Annotated in this window: 11 protein-coding genes and 1 pseudogene; 6 read left to right on the forward strand and 6 right to left on the reverse strand. The window is 67.5% G+C overall.

Features of this window, described 5'->3' with window-relative positions; genetic code table 11:
• Nucleotides 1–21 precede the first annotated feature (21 nt).
• Complete coding sequence (locus M0R80_06855) at nucleotides 22–2,697, forward strand: hypothetical protein (GenBank protein MCK9459343.1); 2,676 nt, start codon at nucleotides 22–24, stop codon at nucleotides 2,695–2,697.
• 158 nt (nucleotides 2,698–2,855) lie between these two features.
• Here M0R80_06855 and M0R80_06860 read toward each other — a convergent pair whose 3' ends face one another.
• On the reverse strand, nucleotides 2,856–4,235 hold the full coding sequence (locus tag M0R80_06860; protein ID MCK9459344.1) for an IS4 family transposase: 1,380 nt from the start codon (nucleotides 4,233–4,235) through the stop codon (nucleotides 2,856–2,858).
• Nucleotides 4,236–4,580: 345 nt separating this feature from the next.
• On the opposite strand from M0R80_06860, the gene M0R80_06865 reads away from it, so the two are divergent.
• A complete protein-coding gene (locus tag M0R80_06865; protein MCK9459345.1) occupies nucleotides 4,581–4,739 on the forward strand; it encodes a hypothetical protein in 159 nt (52 codons plus the stop codon).
• A gap of 1,374 nt (nucleotides 4,740–6,113) precedes the next feature.
• Here the strand turns inward: M0R80_06865 and M0R80_06870 are convergent.
• The 4 genes and pseudogenes from M0R80_06870 to M0R80_06885 form a co-directional block, all read right to left on the reverse strand.
• Nucleotides 6,114–6,320 (reverse strand): annotated as a pseudogene (locus M0R80_06870) (hypothetical protein).
• A gap of 253 nt (nucleotides 6,321–6,573) precedes the next feature.
• A complete protein-coding gene (locus tag M0R80_06875) occupies nucleotides 6,574–8,862 on the reverse strand; it encodes an RNA-binding transcriptional accessory protein (GenBank protein ID MCK9459346.1) in 2,289 nt (762 codons plus the stop codon).
• A gap of 28 nt (nucleotides 8,863–8,890) precedes the next feature.
• Nucleotides 8,891–11,284: a patatin-like phospholipase family protein gene (locus tag M0R80_06880; GenBank protein ID MCK9459347.1), complete on the reverse strand. Its 2,394-nt coding sequence runs from the start codon at nucleotides 11,282–11,284 to the stop codon at nucleotides 8,891–8,893.
• A 14-nt stretch (nucleotides 11,285–11,298) separates the two neighbouring features.
• Nucleotides 11,299–12,441, reverse strand: coding sequence for a phospholipase D-like domain-containing protein (locus M0R80_06885; GenBank protein MCK9459348.1), 1,143 nt, complete (start codon nucleotides 12,439–12,441; stop codon nucleotides 11,299–11,301).
• Nucleotides 12,442–12,549: 108 nt separating this feature from the next.
• Here M0R80_06885 and M0R80_06890 point away from each other — a divergent pair, with 108 nt between their 5' ends.
• Both M0R80_06890 and M0R80_06895 read left to right on the forward strand, forming a co-directional pair.
• Nucleotides 12,550–13,209 carry a sigma-70 family RNA polymerase sigma factor gene (locus tag M0R80_06890; protein MCK9459349.1) on the forward strand — a complete coding sequence of 220 codons (660 nt, stop codon included), beginning with the start codon at nucleotides 12,550–12,552 and terminating at the stop codon, nucleotides 13,207–13,209.
• On the forward strand, nucleotides 13,206–14,405 hold the full coding sequence (locus M0R80_06895; protein MCK9459350.1) for an AgmX/PglI C-terminal domain-containing protein: 1,200 nt from the start codon (nucleotides 13,206–13,208) through the stop codon (nucleotides 14,403–14,405). Before M0R80_06890 ends, M0R80_06895 begins: the two co-directional genes overlap by 4 nt.
• Before the next feature lie 8 nt (nucleotides 14,406–14,413).
• On the opposite strand, the gene M0R80_06900 is transcribed toward M0R80_06895, so the two are convergent.
• Entirely contained in the window at nucleotides 14,414–15,367 is a 954-nt protein-coding gene (locus M0R80_06900) for a hypothetical protein (protein MCK9459351.1), read from the reverse strand.
• 543 nt (nucleotides 15,368–15,910) lie between these two features.
• Between M0R80_06900 and dnaA the strand changes: the two genes are divergently transcribed.
• Nucleotides 15,911–17,254: a chromosomal replication initiator protein DnaA gene (dnaA, locus tag M0R80_06905; protein ID MCK9459352.1), complete on the forward strand. Its 1,344-nt coding sequence runs from the start codon at nucleotides 15,911–15,913 to the stop codon at nucleotides 17,252–17,254.
• 58 nt (nucleotides 17,255–17,312) lie between these two features.
• The coding region (locus M0R80_06910; GenBank protein MCK9459353.1) for a hypothetical protein at nucleotides 17,313–17,884 on the forward strand (572 nt) is incomplete at its 3' end.

A 17,884-nucleotide genomic window follows, 5' to 3' on the forward strand; every position in this document is an offset into this window, starting at 1 on the left:
ATCTTCGAAGAGGTGAAGGCGATGGCGCGCCTCCGAAGCTCGATGCCGATGCACGATGCGGTTCGGGATGACGGCCGACGGCTCCGGATCGTCGGTCGACTCTTCGCGACCCTTCTCGGCGCGCTCTCGCAGTTGGCTCTTCTCGGTTCGGCGCTGGGAGAGCCCGTGGATCTGGAGCCCCCGGCCGCCGCGGACACGCCGATCTCCCACGCGGGCCTGGACCGCTTCGACGAGCCGCGCCTCGCGTCGAACGGGACGACGTTTCTCGAGGCCTGGGTGACGGAGCACGTCGTGTTCACCGAGTACGAGCCGCCGTATTCGGGCGTCTCCTATCGGCTCTTCTCGCCGAACGCAGACGCGATCGAAACACTGCTCGACGGCGACCTGAACGCGGGCGAGGCGTCCTGGATGGAGGCCGTCTCGGTCGGCGGGGACTACTACGTCCTCTGGAGCTCGCCCCTCGCGGGCTCTCCCGGAGAGTACCTCCCTGCGCGGGCGGTGCGGATCGACGGGGAGACCGGGGAGATCCTGGCCGAGAACACGGTGACGTTCGCCGGCGATCCCGCCGTCGGCGTGAGCAGGGTCGACGCGATCCTCGCCGGAGAAGACGGCGCCGTCCTACTGTGGTTCGACGAGGAGTCGTTGTTCATGGCGACGCTCGACCCGGACGACCTCACGGCCCGGGGGGACGGCCCGACGCTGCTTCTCTCCCTGCCGGACGAGTACCCGTACCCGTACTTGATGTCGGCCGCCCGCTCGGGCGATCGGCTCCTCGTCTCGTACCTCCTCATGGAGAACACGGGCTACTACCAGTACACGTTTCGCATTTACTCGGATCTGTTCGATCTCGAATCGAGCTCTCTCGAGTCGAGCTTCCTCGTCGCCGAGTACGAGAACTTCGTCGGGTCGGACCTCTGGGGTGAGCTGATCGTCATCAACCCCTCGGAGAGCGTGTCCATCGGCGAGGACGGGGAGCGGTTCGCGCTCTTCTGTGCGGTCTCCGAAGCGGGTTCATTGTTTGGGACGTTCTCGTTCGGGGCTGCGTACGTGCTCGACGCGCAGACGGGCGCTCTCCTGAACGAGAGCGCCGTGGACGCGTTCTTGCATTCGGCCAGATGCGACGAAGCGCTCGCTCGCGTCGGGGATCGTTACCTGGCGGTTTGCGCTGGGCCGGAATCGTCGGACGAGGAGACGAGCTCGGTGAAGGCGCTCCTTCTGGATCGCGAAACCGGCGCGCCGCTCTCTGCCGCGAGCACCGTCATGTCGGAGGGTGTCCTCGCCTCCGACGTCCCCAGGGCGCGGGCGAGCGGCGATCGGTTCTTCGTCGAGTGGCAGGGAGAAGGCGAGCCGTACTACTACGGCGGGGAGATCCGTGGCGCGTTCTTGGATCTCGACGGCGGGGTCGTGACACCGGACGGGATGGACGTCGCGGAGCGGAACAACAGCGAGCTTCGCCCGGCGCTGGCCAAGGGAGGAGAGCACGACCTGCTCGTGTGGATGGACGGCCGGAGCCCGGAGTCGGGCGACTTCGACATCTACGGCGCCCGGTTGGACACGGGAGGCGTCTCGCTGGATCCGTACGCGCTCCCCATCGGGACGGGCGCGGGCGATCAGAGGGATCCGGCGGTCGCCTCCAACGGCTTCAACTACCTGGTCGTCTGGGAAACGGAGCCGACCGAGGCCGCTTCCGTTCGCGGGATCTGGGGGGCCCTGGTGAACGGGGCGACCGGGCAGCTCGACCCCGGCGGCGCGTTCGAGATCCCGACCGTGTACGAGGGCCACAACCCGAAGGTCGCCGCGCGCCCGGGGGGCGATGAGTACCTCGTCACCGTTGACGACGTCCGCCACGAGGAGGACTACAGCTGGACAGAGGGCATTTTCGGGGTCCGGGTGGATGCCGCGAGCGGCGAGATCCTGTCCCCGGAGCCGTTCCTCGTCGGGAGGACCGACGGCTACACGTTGAACGGCGACCTCGCGTGGACTGGGAACGGGTTTCTCTCCGTGCTGCTGGACTGGGGCGGCGCCATGATGGAGGTAGTGGCGTTCCTCATGGATGCCGAATCGGAGACACCCGAAGAGGCGACTCCCATCCACCTGGGTTGGGGAGGCGACACGTATTCGACATCGGTTCCTCGGGCGACCGTCCTCGGAGACACCGCGTTCGTCGCTTGGCGCGACTCGACGGAGGTGATGCTCGCCGACATGGATCTGCTCACGCGCGAGGTTTCCTGCTGTCGGACGCTGGGAGCGTGCCCGGCCGGAGACGCGACCAGCCCTCCGGCCATCGCCACCGACGGCGAGGGGGTCCTGGTCGTCTGGGCGTGCCGCGGAGCCGACGGGACGAAACCCGATCTGGAAGCGGTCCGCGTGAACGGCGCTGGAGAGGTCGTCGACGGAGAGCCGATAGCGCTGGAGCCCTCGGGGGAAGGCTGGATGCCGGCGCTCGCCGGCGGCGCGGAGGGGCTCGTCCTTGCGCACGTGATGGAGCTCCCCCACGTCTGGAGGGTGGTGACGCGGCGAGTCACGGTGAGCGACTATCCTTTGACGGACGACGCCGGGACCGGTGACGCCGGGGTCGACAGCGGCGATGCGGACTCCGGTGAGACGGACGGCGGAGACGCTTCGACAAACGCGTCCTGTGCCTGTTCACCCGTTGCCCGGAGCGCTCGCGCGAGTCTGTTGTCCTTCCTCTTGTGATATGTTTTCCACGGCGCGTACTGTTCATCCGAAACTTTTTGCATACATTTTTTGTGGGGAAGGCGTTTCGAGAAACTTTTCAGGACCCTCAAACAGTTTGAGGAGGGTTCATCCGAAACTTTTTGCATACATTTTTTATGGGGAAGACGCATGCGTGATCAGTTAGCCTCATGATGTATTCTCCGCTCGATCCCGCGATTTCGATACGAGGCCGCCGAGGGGCGGCAGTCGCGGAGTTTCTTTCGTCGCGGTCGGCCGCGCGGTGCCGTCAATCCCAGCAGGTGGTCGAGCACGGACGGGCGGCGGCGCCAGTTCGGGTCGCGTGCGTCCTCGGCGAGATCGAGCGCGATGCGCTCCCACTCGCCGGGCGTCGCCGACGCGAGCAGCGCGGCGACCAGGGCCGCGTGACGCGTGCGGATCGCGTACGAAAGCGAAAGCTTGTGCAGCGGCGCGCGCCGCACTCGCCTCTCAAGGGCACGCTCGATGTTGTCGCGGTGCACGAGGACGTCGACGAGCAGCGTGTGCAGCAGCTTCGCAGAGAGCTGGATGCGCACCGAGCTCTCGGTCGTCGCGCGGATCTGGTCGAGCTGCGCGCCGGACTTGTCGATCTTATTGTCGCCCTCGATCTCCCAGCGCAGGCGGTACAGGTCGCCGACCTGCTTCGGGCCGTGCGAGTCGCGCGGCAGGTTGGTCAGGTAGATGAGGTAGCCCTCGGGGCCGGGGATCATCACGAGCCTCGCCGTGACCGCCTTCTCTCCCTTGCCGAGCACCACCGTCGCGTCGACGCACCTGCCGTCGAGCGCGATCCGCTCGTCGGCGAGGGTGAGGTCGAGGTCGGCCTCGGGGCAGATCTCGCATCGCACGTCGCCGCGGTGAATGGCCACGATGCGCGGCTTCCAATTCTCCTTGAGCCGCACGACGTAACGGACGCCGCTCTCGTCGCAATCGCGGATGCGCTTCAGGCTGACGTAGCCGAGGTCGACGAGCAGCCCCATGCCGCGGTAGCGGTCGTCGACGACGAGGTGCGGGCTGTCGTGCTCGCGCGCCGGGCTCAGGTGGTAATCGATCATGCAGCCGCGGCCGAGCGACAGCTCCTTGTGCACCTTGACTCCGGCCGGGCTGCCGCTGGCCGGGAAGACGTCGGCGAGCGCGGGGCGCAGCGTGACCGTCTCGGAGTCGAAGACGCGCCAGTCCGTGACACCAGCGCCGAGGATGCCGGGCAGGAGTGTCGGCAATGTCGCGACGGAGTCGAGCGCGCGCCGGAGCAGGCGCTCCATCAGCCGCGCCAGCTCGTCGTCGAGCCAGGAGTAGAACGCGCCGCGCACGACGCGGTCGTCCGAGCCGCTGTTGTAACGACGGTGCGCCTCGGCGAGCACGCCGATGTCGTCGCTGCCGTTGGACAGAACGAGCGACGCTACGAGCCGCGCGACGTCGAGCTTTCGCTCGCGCTGCACCACGCCCAGGTCGCTTGCCGCCGCCTCGATCACGTCGTCGGGAAGAAGATCTTGCAAGGTCTCGAGCAGAATCGTACCGTTCATGTGGGGCCTCCCTGGCGTGGGTGTAGCAACCGTTTTTCGCCAGTCAGAGGCCCTTTTATCAACAAACTTTCTCAAGCGATATCCGATGGTTGCGGCTTAACTGAGCACGCATGGGGGAAGACGTTTCGAGAAACTTTTTTGGAGCCTCCAACAGTTTTTATGTCCAGTGATCGTTCTTTGAAGGACGATCAAACAGTTTGATCAGCCCTCGATCGAAACTTTTTGCATACTTTTTTTGTCGGGGAGGTGTTTCGGGAAGATTTACAAGACCCTCAAACAGTTTGATCAGGGTTCATTCGAAACTTTTTGCACATGTTTTGTCGGGGGGAGTCGTCTCGAGAAGACATGCAGAAGCCTCCAGCGGGTTTCATGCTCTTCAATCGCACGGCCCTGGCCGGCGCACTGGAAAGAGTACGCGATCCAGAATTGGGGCAGGGGGCCACCAAGGAGCTCAAGATCCTGTGGATCCCCTTCGACGTGAGCAAGTACGAGGAAGAGCCGTAGCACTCCCGATCTCGGGTTCGTTCCGCAATTACAGGACGGGACGATGTGGCCCGCATTGGTGCGGTGGTCGGACTGGTTGCTCCGATCAGGCGCAGGTGTCGGTGCAGATGTCCGCCTGATTGCCATAGCAAAGGAAGAACCCCGAGAACCCGATGAGCTGGTCGAGCAGGTCGCACGCCTCGCACTGGGGCAGCACGATATTGTCGTAGATCTGGATCAGGCTCGTGCTCCCGCCCACCGAGGTCAGGGAGCCCAGACCGTCCAAGCTCGTCAGGGCAGCGTTGGAATGGATTTTAACGCCCCCACCTATCGATGACAGTGCGCCCAGCCCGCCCAGGTTCGTCAGCGCTGCGTTGGAGTAGATGTACAGATATCCAACCATCGAGCTGAGCGCACCTAACCCGTCCAAGTTTGTCAGGTTGGAGTTGTCGCTAACGTACAGGCCATCGCCCAGCGAAGTGAGAGCGTCTAGTCCCGCGAGGCCCGTCAATTGGTTGCTCTCCTCAACGAAAACGCTCCCGCCCACGTGATACAGGGCGCTCAATCCGTCGAGGTTGGCGAGATCGTAGTTGCCGGTGACGCGCAGGTCCCCGTTCACCGAGGTGAGCGCACCCAGCCCGTCCAGCCCCGTCAGCGTGGAGTTGTTCTGGATGTAGAAGGTCTCGCCCACCGAGGTGAGCGCGGTGAGCCCGGTCATGCTGGTCAGGACGCCGTTCTCCGAAATGGCCAGGATGCCGCCCACGGTGGTCAGCGCGTTCAAACCGCCCAGGCTGGTGAGAACATCATTGCCGGAGATGCTCAGGACCCCGCCGACCGAGTCGAGCACGTTCAGCCCGTCCAGGTTCGTCAGGCTGTCGTTGTACCATATGTTCAAGTCCGTGGTCACCGAGGCGAGCGCGCCGAGTCCGTCGAGGTTTGTCAGAGCGTCGTTGTGCCAGATGCTCAAGGTCCAGCCCACCGATGTGAGCGTGCCGAGATCCAGGTTCGTCAAGGCGGTGTTCTCGTCGATGCGCAGGCTCCCGTTCGCCGTGGTGAGGGCGCCGAGGTCCAGGCTCGTCAGGGCGATGTTGTTGTAGATGTCCACGACCTCTTCCACCGAGGTGAGCACACCGAGGTCCAGGCTCGTCAGGACGGTGTTGTTCTTGATGTACATCAAGCCGCCGACCGAGTAGAGGGCGCCGAGGTCCAGGCTCGTCAGGCCGTCGTTGTCCTCAACGCGGAGGTTTCCGCCAATCGACTCGAGATACGGCAGGCTCGCGCTCGTGAGCTCGGTCGAGGTGACCGACAGGGAACCGGTGATGCACGGGTACGGCTCCAGGAAGGCCACGTCCGAGCTGTCCACGATTGTGTAGCCTCCGACGTAACAGTCCGTTTCGGTGTCGGAGTCAGTGTCCGTTTCGGTGTCTGAGTCGGAGTCGGAGTCCGTTTCGGAGTCCGTGTCGGTATCAGTGTCCATGTCTGTGTCCGTATCCGTGTCCGCGTCTGTGTCGGTATCCGTGTCGGTATCGGTGTCGGTGTCGGTGTCCGTGTCCGTGTCTGTGTCGGTATCGGAGTCCGTGTCGGTATCGGTGTCGGTATCGGAATCCACGTCGCTTGCGTCACTCGGGCGTCTTTTCTCGCTGGAACAGCCGATGAGAGAAGCGACACAAGGGACGAAAAGGACCAAAGCGAGCAAAGCGATCAACGCCCGTGCCGACGGCAACGTGGAACGACCTCTTTCTGGAATCATTCTCCACCCCCGTGATGGGGCGACTATATCATGATTGCGAAAAGCTCTCTGAGATGAGGCATAGCGTCCTGTGGCAATTTCCCGCCTGACCCTGACCGGCACGGCTCACTTCTTCAGGATGTCGGCGAACGGGTTGTAGGAGAAGCCGGGCTGCTTGCCTCCCTGTCGCTTCGGCGACGGAGGCGACGGCTGCGGCGCGCCGGGCTTCGTGCTCCGCGCAGCGTCCTTCGGCGGCGCCGCGCTCTTCGCCGTGAACGAGATGCGCTCCCGGGCGAGATCGATCTCGAGCACCCGGACCCGAATCCGGTCACCCGCGTGCACGACCTCGCTCGGGTCGCCGACGAACCTGTCGGCGAGCTGCGAGACGTGCACGAGCCCGTCGCGATGGACACCCACGTCGACGAACGCGCCGAACTTGGTGACGTTCGTCACGACGCCGTCGAGCTCCATTCCGACCGAGAGGTCCCGGATGGTCCGCACGTCCTCCCGGAACGCCGGGGCGACGAACTCCTTGCGCGGATCGCGGCCGGGCTTGCGCAGCTCCTCGAGGATGTCGCGCAAGGTCGGTTCGCCGACGCCGTCACCTGCGTAGTCTCCGACGGCGATCCTGCCGACCGCTTCCGCATCCCCGACGAGGCTGCCCACCTTGACGCCGAGGTCGCGCGCCATCCGGCCGACGAGGTCGTAGCGCTCGGGGTGCACGGCGGACGCGTCGAGCGGGTGCTCGCCGCCCCGGATGCGGAGGAAGCCCGCGCACTGTTCGAACGCCTTGGCGCCGATCCCCTTCACGGCGAGGAGCTGGCGGCGGCTCGCGAAGGCGCCGTTCTCGGCCCGGTGCGCCACGATCGCGACCGCGGTCTTCGGCCCGATCCCGGCGACGCGGGACAGGAGGGCGGGGCTCGCCGTGTTGAGCTCCACCCCCACCCCGTTGACGCAGCTCTCGACCACCTCGTCGAGCTTTCGCGACAAGAGCGGCTGGTAGACGTCGTGCTGGTACTGCCCGACGCCGATCGCCTTGGGCTCGATCTTCACGAGCTCGGCGAGCGGATCCTGGAGGCGGCGCGCGATGGAGACCGCGCCGCGGATCGTCAGGTCCAGCTCCTGGAGCTCCTGCCCGGCGAGCTCCGACGCGCTGTAGACGCTGGCGCCGGCCTCGCTGACCGGGACGACGATCACCGACGACTGCCCCGTCTCGACGAGGGCGCCGCGGATGAGCTCCTCCGCCTCGCGGCCGCCGGTCCCGTTCCCGACCGCGACGGCCGCCGGGGCGTGGCGGCGGATGAACGCCGCGAGCCCCGCCTTTCCCGCCTCCAGCGCGCGCTCCCCGGCCACGGTGCTGAACGTCATGTGCTCGACGTAGCCGCCGGTGGCGCTCACGGCGGCGCACTTGCAGCCGGTACGCAGCCCCGGATCCACGCCGACGACCGGCTTCCCGCCGAGCGGGGGAGCGAGCAGCAGCGCGCGGAGGTTGTCGGCGAACACCTCCACCGCCGCCTTGTCCGCCGCGAGCTTCAGCTCGACGCGCACGTCGCTCTCGACGCTCGGCGCGAGCAGCCGATGGAACCCGTCGGTGAACGCGGCCGTGAGCTCCGCGGCGAACGGCGACCGCGCGTCGACGCCGATCGTCTGCCGCAGGCTCTCGAGGAGCGGCGTTTCGTCCACTCGCACGGCGGCGCGGAGCACCTCCTCGCGCTCGCCACGGCGGATCGCGAGGTACCGGTGCGACGGGATCCTCGTCACCGGCTCGGAGAAGTCGAAGTAGTCCTTGAACTTGGCGCCGCTCCCCTCCTTCCCCTCGACGACCCGGGAGACGAGGACGCCGCCTTCGGCGAACGCCTTGCGCACTTTCCCACGGACGTCGGGCCTCTCGGTCGTCACCTCGGCGGCGATGTCCCGCGCCCCGGCGAGCGCCGCGTCGACGTCCGCCACACCCTTGTCCGGCGCGACGAACGCCGCGGCCTCCGCGCGCGGGTCCCCGCCTCTGGGTTGCGCCAGGATCAGCTCGGCGAGAGGGGTGAGGCCTCGCTCGCGCGCGATCGTGGCCCGGGTGCGGCGCTTGGGCTTGTACGGGAGGTAGAGATCCTCGAGGCCGGCCTTCGTCCCGCAGGCGCGGATCCGGGCCGCCAGCTCGTCGGTCAGCCGGCCCTGGTCGGCGATGGAGGCGAGGATCGCCTCGCGCCGCTGCTCGAGCTCCACGAGGTAGGAGTGGCGCTCCAGGATCGCCCGGATCTGGATCTCGTCCAGGCTCTGGGTCTGCTCCTTGCGGTAGCGCGCGACGAACGGCACCGTGTTCCCCGCCGAGAGCAGCGCGACCGCCGCCGCCACGCGCTCGAGGGCGAGACCGAGATCGGCGGCGATGAGGGGGTTCGGATCGAACTTGCCTTGGGCTGACATCTTCCGTGAAACCTCCTGGACGTGGGCCTCAGAACGGCGAGATCCACTGCCAGCCGACCTCGATGAAGCCGTTCCACGCGTTCTCGTTCCTATCGCTCATCGGGGAGAAGAAGTAGGGGAACCACTCGAGGCCGCCCTGGACGCGGATGCGCTCGTAGAAGCTGAGGACGACGAGCGCCTGGCCCAGGGGCGCCGAGCACTGCGCCGCGTCGTCGTCGAAGTCGCCGAAGTCGCAGTCGCGCTGCCGGAAGCGATCGCCCGTGCTGAACTGGAAGCCGACGCGCGCGCCGAGCCTGAATTGGAACGCCGCGTTGCTCAGCTGCGGGATCTCGAGCTCGAGCCCGAGCAGCGGCGTGAAGGCCCACACGTTCTTCGCGGGGGAGATGAGCTGGCTCAGGCCCCGGGTCTGGAGCGCGAGGTTGAAGCGGACCCAGCGCGTCGGGACGAGGCGGCCGGTCAGGCTCGTCCCGACCTCGGTGCCCATGCCGGCCGCGAGGTAGATGATCGCCTGCGGCGGCTGGTACTTGAAGAAGTTCAGCGCCGGCTTGCCGAAGGTGCGCAGGATCATCCGCTCCCGCGGCGGCAGCTTCTTGACGAGCGCGTCGAGGTCGCCCGCGAGCTCCTCCCGGATCGCGGACATCGCGAGCCACGACTCGTCGCGATCCAGCCCGAGATCGCGGAACCAGAAGTCGTACTCCTGGAGGAGGCGCAGGGTGTGCTGGAAGCTCGTCTCGTCGGGCAGCGCCTTCCAGGAGCCCGCGTCCTCCGGCTTTGGCCCGTGCACCCGCGGCGGCTCCTCCCCGTCCATGGCGCGCCTGCAGTGGAGGTGATCGATCGTCTCGTCCGGCTCGAGCGCGCGGCACTGGTCGTAGAGGCGGTCGAGGGCGACCTGGAGGAGGATGCGGAAGTCCTGGAGGTCCCTCGCCATGCACGCGCCCTGGAACCTGGCGTCCCCGTCGACCACGTCCCGGAGGCAGAAGAACGGCCCCCAGGAGTCGACGCCGCGCCGCCCGACGGCGTCCTCCGGGAGCGCGATCTCCACCTCCCCGGCCGCGGCCTTGCGGACCCGCGGGGCGATGGTCTCGAGCAGGTACCGCCGCGCGTCGTGCATGCCGAGGTAGAAGTCGAAGACGCGGAACTGGCGGTCGAAGAAGCCGAAGAAGTTGAACAGGAGTCCGCTCGCGGAGGGCAGATCGCGGAACGTGATCTCGAGCTGATCGCGGATGTGGGGGTTCTCGTCGACGAGGGTGTAGAGCTCCTTGGCCTGGGCCGCGCGGACGTACTCCTGGGAGTAGGCGCCGAACGCCGGGAAGAGCGCCTCGATGTGCTCCGTCGACTTCTCGCGGGTCGCCTCCGGGTACGAGGTGTGCTCCGAGTCCAGGTACAGGAAGAGCACGTCCGCGGGGAGCGTCCCGCTGCGCAGGTCGGGCATGGGCCGCCACTGGGCGCCCGGGGACTCGCCGCGGCTCTCGAAAAGGCCCGCGCGCGCGGTGCGGTGCGCGAGTCCGATGGGGTTGCGATCGAACATGCTGCCGTCCATGAAGTCGGTCTTGTACCGGGGCTCCGGGCAGTCGCGGAACGCCGCCAGGTACTCGGGATCCCGGATCTCCGGGCTCGTCATGCAGAAGCCGACCTTCTGCGGCGGGAACGCGAGCGGGAACGCCGAGGAGGCGAACATGATCTGCTTGACCACGGCGAAGTCCGCCGCGGCCGATCGGGCGCTCGAGACGTTCGGCTCGGCGAACGGCAGGAGCGGCTGCTCCACCCCCCACGTCTGGTCGACGTAGTTCGTCACCAGCGGGGCGGCGTCCTTGCCCCGGCCGCGGACCCGGAACACGAACTTCTCCTCCTGCCGCGGAACGGCGAGCCCTTCGCCGACGCCCACCGACCTGCCCACGACGCGGGTGGCCGCCGCCCCGACGACGATGTCGAGGGACCTCTCGAACCCTTCCACCCACTCGTCCTCGAGCCGCTCGGACATCTTCTCCATCGCCCGGCGCGAGGAGAGCGCCAGCGGCGGGGCGTTGTCGACGTCGATGAGATCGTCGTAGCGGAGCGTGGTCCACGACGAAAAGAACAGGCTCTCCCGGGGGTCGGGCTCGGGCGGGTTGCCCAGGGCGATGAGCGCGATGATCGAGTTGATCGTCCCGGCGGAAGAGCCGGTCAGGATCTTGGGCTGGAACAGGTCCGGGTTGAGCTTGATGGCCTCGGTGAGGTAGTAGAGGAACCCGGCCTGGTAGCCTCCGAGGGACACGCCGCCGCTCGCCGTGATGGAGAGCGGGATCGGGAGGGCCGGTGCCGGCGGCTCGGGCGCTTCCGGTGCTTCCGGCGCTTCCGGCGCCGCCTCCTGGGAGGCCACCTGCAAGGGCGCCGCCGCGAGCGCCGCACAGAGGATGGCGGCGAGCCGGGTCCTTCGTTTCATGGCTGGAAATTGTTTCACATCCACCTGTGAAAGAGGAAGAAAAACCGCTCGATGAGCCGCTTCCACAGCGGGCGCGCGCGCCACGTCTCTCGCGCCAGCTCGACGCAGCGCGTCTCGTCGCGCTCGAAGATCTCGCGAAGCTCCGTCGCGAACTCCGCCTCCGGGACGATGACGTTCACCTCGAGGTTCATCGACCACGAGCGGTGATCGAGGTTGAAGCTGCCGACGGTCGCCCACTCGTCGTCGATCACGGCGGTCTTGGCGTGGAGCATCGCGCCCTGCCAGCGGAAGACGCGCAGCCCCGATCTCAGGGCGTGGCCCAGGAGCGCCTGGCTCGCGAGCTGCGCCGGGAGGATGTCCCCGTCGGCCGGGACCATGACACGCACGTCGACGCCGCGCCGCACCGCGTTGCGCAGGGCTCGCCGAAGGCCCCGGTCCGGGATGAAGTACGCGTTCGCGATGTAGACGTACCGCTTCGCGTGCTTGATGGCGCGAAGGTACGCGGAGCGAATGGGGCGGCGCTTCTTGCGCTCGCTCGAGCCGACGATGCTCACGTGCGTGTCGCCGACCGCCTCGGCGCCCTGCGAGAACAGCCTGGGGTTCGGCGCGAGGCCCGTGCGGCTCAGCCACGTCGCCAGCGCGAGGCGGGAGAGGGTCGTCACCGCCGGCCCCTCGATCCGGACGTGGATGTCGTGCCATCCCCGGCCGCCGAGGCGCTGCGGCAGCCAGTTGTCGCCGATGTTGATCCCCCCGACGAAGCCGATGCGGCCGTCGACGACGAGCAGCTTCCGGTGGTTCCTCCGCAGAAGACCCCACCCGAGGCGCCACGGCGCGACCGGCCGGTACTCCAAGACCGCGACGTTCGACCGCGCGAGATCGGCGAAGAACTCGTCGGGGACGTTGATCGTGCCGACGCCGTCGACCGTGAGGTGCACCTGGACCCCGGCGCCGGCGCGTTCGGCGAGCGCGTCCGCGAAGAGGCGGCCGGCCTTGTCGTCGTTGAAGATGTAGCTGTCCATGAGGATCGTCTGCCGGGCGGAGGCGATCGCCTCGAGCATGGCCGGGTAGGCCTCCTCGCCGTCCTCGAGCAGCGTGACCCGGTTCCCCGGGACCGCCGTCTCTGGAGAGAGATGTCCCCCGTCCCCCATGGTCGGCATCTTTTTACGGGAGCGAGTTGGGGTCAAGCCGGGTTCGCGCTATCTTGTCTGGACGTTGAACGAAGGGCCGCCGGCCGGCAACCCACGTATCGAAGCGAGGATACGGGTATGACCGACGCGGCGATAGCACTGCTGATGGGCGACATGATGGTGCCAGGCGGCGAGGAGCTCCACCTCGCGGATCGGGAGATCGCGGCGCGCGCGGCCGCCGGCGACGCGACCGCGTTTCGGGAGCTGTACGTCCGCCATCGGCAGCCCGTCTACGCGGTGGTCGCCAGGATGATCGAGGGCGAGGCCGATCGGGAGGAGCTCCTGCAGGACGTCTTCACGCAGGTCTACCTGTCGCTCGGCGGCTTCAGGGGGGACGCGAAGCTCTCCACCTGGATCCACAGGATCGCCGTCAACGTCACGTTCCAGCACATTCGGCGCAAGGGGCGCCGGGTCCGGCTGCAGCTCGTGGACGCGACGCCCGCCGAGGATCTCTCGATCGAGACCAGGACGACCTCGCAGAGCCCGGAGGACGACGCCTCGCTGCGCGATCGCAAGGTCGCCGTCGAGCGCGCGCTGGCGAGGCTGTCGCCCAAGAAGCGGATCGTGCTCGTGCTCTCCGATTTCGAGGGGTACACGTCGAACGAGATCGCCGAGATCGTCGGCGCGTCGTCGCTGACGGTGCGCACCCGGCTCTTCTACGCGCGCAAGGAGTTCTACCGGGAGATATCGAGGGAGGCCGCGTTCGCCGACCTCGCCGCCGGGGAGGCCAGGGGATGACGCGCTGCCTCGACGAGCGCGAGCTCTACGCCGCGATGGACGGGAGGCTTTCCAGGAGGCGCGGGGAGCACCTCGCGATCTGCCCGTTCTGTGCGGCCCGGCTCGCCCGGGTGATCGCCGTGCGGACCGCCGCCCGCGACGCGTGCGCGCCGTCGCCGCCGGATTGGGACAGGGTGGAGGCGCTGGTCGCGCGCTCCGTCCGGGACGCGACGGTTCCCCGGCCTGCCGCCGGATGGTCGCTCGCGCCGGCCGGCCTGTCGCTCGCGGCGGCGCTCCTCGTCGTCCTCGCGATCGTCGTCGGCAGGCAGGCGGACGAGGCGGGGCCCGCCCTCGCGGACGCCCCGGGGGGGGGCGCCACGACGCCGCGGATTTTCGCCCGCGCGCCCCTCGCGGCGGCGGTTCTGGAGAGGTTCGGCGCGGGCTCGCCGGGCAGCGGCGCGGCCGTCGCCGAGGGCGACGCGGTCGAGTGCGGAGCGTCCGGGGGCGCCCGGCTGGCGCTCGGGGACGACATCGCCGTGGACGAGGCGGGGCCCGCGCGGCTCGAGGTCGCATCGCTCGACGAGTGGCGCCCGACGATCCGCTTGAGGTCGGGCGGGTACCGGATCGACGTATCCGAGGGGGCGATGCCGCAGGAGCTCGTGGTGCTCGCCGCGCACGCGGAGCTCACCGTCACCTCGGGCTCGGCCGAGATCCTGATAGTGGACGGCGTGCTCGAACTCCGCGCGCTCGACGGCCCGCTGCGCGTGGCGACGGGCGGCGACTTCCTCGAGCTCGCGGCCTTCGAGGGCCTGCGGGCAAAGGCGGGCCAGGGCGTCGCGGTCGCGGGCGCGTGGACCCGGCTCCCGGCGTCACGGGGGCCCGACGCGGGCGACGCGCCGCTCCTGGATCTGGACCGCCCGACCGGGACCATGCCCAAGCAGGCCGTCCGGGACGTGCTGCGCGCGAACACGGACAGGTTGCGCGCATGCTACGAGACCGCGCTGAAGAGATCCCCCGGGCTCGAGGCCCTGTCCGTGACCGCGCGGCTGCGGGTCGGGGTGAACGGCCGCGTCGGGAGATCGAGCGTCGCCGGCGTCGAGGAGTGGCCCGATCTCAAGCGGTGCCTCTCGGAGGTGCTCGAGGGCATGCGGTTCCCGCCGCCTTCGGGGGGGGAGGTGGAGCTCGTCGCGCCGCTCCGCCTGACCCCGCTCGACTGATCCCCGGGTCAACCGATGAAGATCCGCAGCCCGAGGGCGAGCGCGAAACGCCCGCCGTCCGTGAGGTCCTTCTGGAAGCCGATGTCGACGCCGAAGCTGGGATCGACGTAGCCGATGCCCGCGGCGATGGTGTTGATGTCGTAGTAGACGTCGTACGCGTAACCGACGCGGAGCGGGACACGGCCCGCGAGGAACAGCTCCACAGCGCTCCGTATCTCCGTGCCGACTTCGTCGTGGCTCGTGAAGTCGAAGACGGCATCGGCCTCGATGAGGAGCATTTCGAACAGGGTGACCCCGACGCCGCTGCCCAACGAGAGCGGCGCGTAGGCGCTCCCGGGGTTCGAGAGGTTGTAGCCGGCGACGCCGATCGAGACGATATTCGCGAGCCTGAGCCCCGCCCCGGCGTCGAAGGTCAGGCCGTCCATCTGCTGCGAGCCCGACGACGGCAGCGCGGGCCGGCCGTTCGGCCCCCGGTCGCCCCTCTCGAGATCGCTCTCGACGCGAAGGTACCGGCCGGTCGCGCCGATGAAGAAGGTGTCCTTGATGTTCCCCGCCACCGCGAGCCGTGCGTCCCACGACTCGAAGTCCCTCCGGCTCTCGTTGGCGCGCAGGTAGTTCAGCGAGAGCCCGGCGCCGATCGTGGAGGAGGTGATCGAGTCGACGATCGCGCCGCCCGCCGTGTGCAGGTTCGCGTTCTGCTCGCGCGCGAACTGGTACCCCAGGGAGATGTGGTAGACCGGCGCCATGGCGATCGTCGCCGGGTTCAGGTACAAGCCCGAGGCGCTGGACGGAGTCGCGCAGAGGGCGCCCGCGAGCCCGAGAGCGCGTGGGTCGAGGAGCGGGGACGTGCCGAACAGCGGCTCCTCGGCGCGCGCGGTCGACGCGAACGAGAGGAACAGCGCAGCCGCGAGCGCAGCGGCCGCGACGCGCGGAGGCGACAAGCTGGGGTTCGAGATCGACATGACAGCAGACTATCCAATTCGCCAGAGCGAAGTCCAATTCCCGCCCTGGCCTTCGCGAACCTGAACGGATTGCCACGGCGCGCGGACAAACCATCAGGCGAGACCGCTCCGAATGACGGAAAGCCGCAGGAGAAAGCGCCATGAGTGACCCGTTTCGGCCCGGGCAGATGACAATTAAACAAATTGCATATTAACAAATAAACAACAACCGACACCGGGAAATAATAGCAATAATTACGTTTGGTTACGGATTGAACGCGCGGCCTCCGACCGCCACGATTTTTCGAAGACGTTCGCGAACGATCTGTGAATAAGAAAAAAACGAGGCACCACGCGAACATGGCGAGAGACCGCATTTTTTCTGTTGTCCGCGAGCGAAAAGATCTGTTACGAACGCCGTCGTTGGGCGATAACACCTTTCATTATTGGCTGAGCGGTGCGAGTCGGATCTTTCTGCGGTGGGGATGACGTAGGCAATCGAGGTTACTGGGCGGGCGTACAGATGTGAACAACCCTGTGAAAAAGGTGTTGTCCATCTGTTAAATGACAAGGGTGAAGATGCAACAGTGGGGAAATGCACTGGCCGCGATCCGCGGAAAACTGAGCGCGCAGGTCTTCGAGACCTGGTTCGCGCCGATCGTGGCGACCGGCATCGGCGAGGATCGGGTCACGCTCGGCGTTCCCAACAACTTCTTCAAGGAGTGGCTGACCAACAACTACGTGGAGCTCATCCGCGACGCGCTGCACGCTGAGCTCGGGCGGCGCGTCGAGGTGGAGATCGAGGTCGTGTGCCGTCCTCTGGAGGGTGGCGCGACCGCCCCCGAGGAGAGGGAGGCGACGCCGAGCCGCCGGATCCCGTCCCTGGACTCGCGGCTGAACCCGAAGTACACGTTCTCGAACTTCGTCGTCGGGACGTCGAACCAGCTCCCGCACGCGGCGTCCATCGCGATCGTCGAGCGGAACGCCTCGACGTACAACCCGCTCTTCATCTACGGCGGCGTGGGGCTCGGCAAGACGCACCTGATGCACGCGATCGGCAACGCGGTGCGCGCGAAGTCGGCGAACAAGGTCGTCATGTACATCTCGTCCGAGGAGTTCGTGAACGAGTTCATCACCTCGCTGCGGACGAACAAAATGGACGTGTTCCGGCGCAAGTACCGCAAGTGGTGCGACGTCCTGCTCGTGGACGACATCCAGTTCATCGCCGGCAAGGACGGGACGCAGGACGAGTTCTTCCACACGTTCAACTCCCTGTACGAGGACGGGAAGCAGATCGTCCTCACGTCCGACAAGTACCCGCAGGAGATCCCGGATCTCGAGGAGCGGCTGCGCTCGCGGTTCCAGTGGGGGCTCATCGCCGACATCCAGGCGCCGGAGCTCGAGACCCGTCTCGCGATCCTGAACCGGAAGGCGGAGGACGAGCGGATCGAGCTGCCCGGCGACGTCGCGCTGTTCCTCGGGAGCTCGATCAAGACGAACATCCGCGAGCTCGAGGGCTCGCTCATCAACCTCGCCGCGCACGCGTCGCTCGAGGGGCGACCCATCGATCTCGAGTTCGCGAAGGAGACTTTGAAGCGCGTCATCGCCCTCCACCAGTCCGCGCTCAGCGTGGAGACGGTGCAGCAGGCCGTGTGCAAGCACTTCAACATCTCGCTCTCGGACATGCGGGGGAGCCGTCGCCACCGCTCGGTCTCGCTGCCGCGGCAGGTCGCGATGTACCTGTGCCGCAAGGGGCTCAGGAGCTCGTTCCCGGAGATCGGCCAGCAGTTCGGAGGCAAGGATCACACGACGGCGCTCGCCGCGTGCCGCAAGGTCGAGAGGATGCTCGCCGAGGACAACATGGTCCGGGCGAAGGTCGAGGCGCTCGAGCGGCTGCTGGGATTCTGACCGTTTTTTTCTCCAGGTGGGCCGTGGTGGTATGATCTCCCCAAAGAGGAGGTCTCTCATGGCTCCGTGCAAGCTCCTTGTCATCACGGCGTGCGCCGCGTTCGCGGCGATCGCCGTCACCACTGCGCTCGCGCAGACGCAGGCCGAGTGGCGCGACGCGAAGGAGGGCGAGGGCTCCGCGCAGGGGCTCGTCCTCGCGCAGTCGTACCACGGGACGGTCCCGGGGTTGGGCAACCAGCTCCCGCGCGTCGAAGAGGTCAAGGGCAAGCCCGGCAACTGGATCACGTGGCCGGGGTTCCTCATGCGGCCGGACGGCGGCTCGCGCCTGTTCCTTCAGACGACCAAGGAGCTCGCGTTCGAGAAGATCACGAAGAAGAACCGCGTGCAGCTCCAGTTCAAGGAGACGCGCGTGCACCTCGACAACAACCGCAACCCGCTCGTCACCGTGAACTTCAACACGCCGCTGCGGACCGCGTACCTGAAGCGCCACGCCAAGCGGGTGGATCTCGTCATGGAGCTCAAGACCCCCGCGGAGATCGTCGTCACGCAGCACGTGGATCCGGACGGCTACTGCTACCTCTTCGTCGACTTCCCGCCGGGCCAGTACTCCACCGGCGGCGATTGGCGCCC

This window comes from Pseudomonadota bacterium, assembly GCA_023229365.1.
Taxonomy (GTDB): Bacteria; Myxococcota_A; Polyangia; order JAAYKL01; family JAAYKL01; genus JALNZK01.